Source organism: Luteibacter sp. P4_E6 (assembly GCF_056401535.1).
This window is the reverse complement of the sequence record NZ_JBFUJE010000702.1, coordinates 1-1,706: the sequence shown is the minus strand read 5'-3', so window position 1 is coordinate 1,706 and position 1,706 is coordinate 1. Positions and strand designations below refer to the sequence as shown.

The 1,706-nt window shown below is 58.2% G+C and carries 1 protein-coding gene; it reads left to right on the top strand.

All coding sequences use genetic code 11. The features are described from left to right. The first annotated feature begins 506 nt into the window (after window positions 1-506). Window positions 507-1,472 (top strand): lysozyme inhibitor LprI family protein, encoded by a 966-nt coding sequence (locus AC1DT2_RS22560; protein WP_477298877.1) that lies wholly within the window; start codon window positions 507-509, stop codon window positions 1,470-1,472. The last annotated feature ends 234 nt before the right edge of the window (window positions 1,473-1,706 follow it).

The window sequence follows — 1,706 nt, the reverse complement described above, 5'->3', positions numbered from 1 at the left end:
GGTAGGTACGCGCCGGGTTACACGGCCAAGAAACTTCTCAGAATTCGCTGACGCCCCGGTTCTTTAACCGTGTCTGCGTGGGACGCAGACAACCCGGTAACCGTAGGGGGTGTCGCCGAGGGGATTCGGCGGGCGAGCGGGTGACGTATGATCGGTAACAGCCATATCAACTGGGTCCTAAGTTGGATTTGGTTAGCGAAGCAGGTGTGCTCGTAACACTCCTGCTTCGCGCTTCTTCACCGCATTGAGCGATGGTTGCCTGCGCGACACGACGAACGACGACGCAGGCAACGGGATGACCGTAGCAAAACAATATTGGGTTGTCTGTAGGTGCGAACTCGATAGCCCAATGTCGCTATCTGTAATGGAAATAGCGGGCCTAAGATGGATACGAATTTCCGTGTCGCTGCTTCCGCTCAACGCGATCAGATGCGACAGTCTCGCCGAGGATGTGGTCCTGATGGGCGACCTGTGTTGCGTCTCCACCGACAAGGAGTTTCAGCCACGTGATTCACTGGATTTCTGCGCTAGGAATGCTGTGTTTCGTCGTGTGCAATGCGCACGGACAAGAGAACACTGCTACGGAGGAACCACTGCGCGCTGCATACTACACGTGCCTCAAAGCTTCCAAGGGTGCGACCTTGGCGCTCAACGATTGCATCGGCACGGAATACGACTTCCAGGATCAGCGACTCAACACCGCTTACAAGTCGCTACGGCAATCGATATCGAGCGCGGAACGCAATGCCCTACGCGACCAGGAGCGGGCATGGATGAGCGACCGAGACGACGCCTGTGCACCACCCGCCAACGGAGGGACAGCGGCCATGCTCGGCGCTAACGAATGCCGCCTTACGCGCACGGCCCATCGCGCCGCTGAGCTAGAGGCGCGGACGTCTCCCCTGCGAGTATCTGCCAAACTCGCCACCGAGCCTTACCAAATTCCCACGAACCTGCGTTCGCTCTTCACCACGCAAGACACCATTCTTGCGCTCAAGAGTGCCCAGCAGCCAGGGGAAGGCGATGACGGAGCAGTCGTCTTGATTCGTCACCCAGTCCACGATGGACAGCAAACCAACCCATGCGAATTGGTGGTGCTCAGGAATGACGGCGGGCACTTTGTTGCGTCAGATAGGAACAGCAGAATCGTTGAGTGCACTTCCAGCGAGGAGCTCAAGCACGCGAGTGCGCTTGGACTCAACAGCAGTCTCACGGTGACCTCTAACGAAATCATCTATTTCAACCAGTTGGCTCGCGGCGGCACGACCTATAGCTTCGCGTGGTCCAAAGAGAAAGCCGCGTGGCATCTTCAGCACGTTGAGACAACTTCCGTGCAGAACGGCGATGCCGGCGTTGTCGTTTACAAGTCGGTCCTCGACTATCCCTCGAGTCTTTCCTGGATTTCTTTGACCGACTTCGATCCGAAGCTCATTCGTGAGTCCGTTGCCAGGAATCGCAAGGTCGTCGAGTAAAGAAGGGGGGATGCCCCAGTTCGAATAGTCGGTTAGCCAAAGCGTCAGTCGCGGGATGAATGTTGAGGGTTCGCCGCTGAAGCGGCTCCTACAACAGCAGCGAGGCAAGCTACCGGCGGTGTGCTCGACCGCACGCCGCCTCAGCGTTCGGTGCCGCGAGGGGCAAGGTTCTTGGGGCCGCTTAAGCTGAGGGCGGCCCCGACTCGCTTACGAAGCGAAAGCCCTGCTACCGCC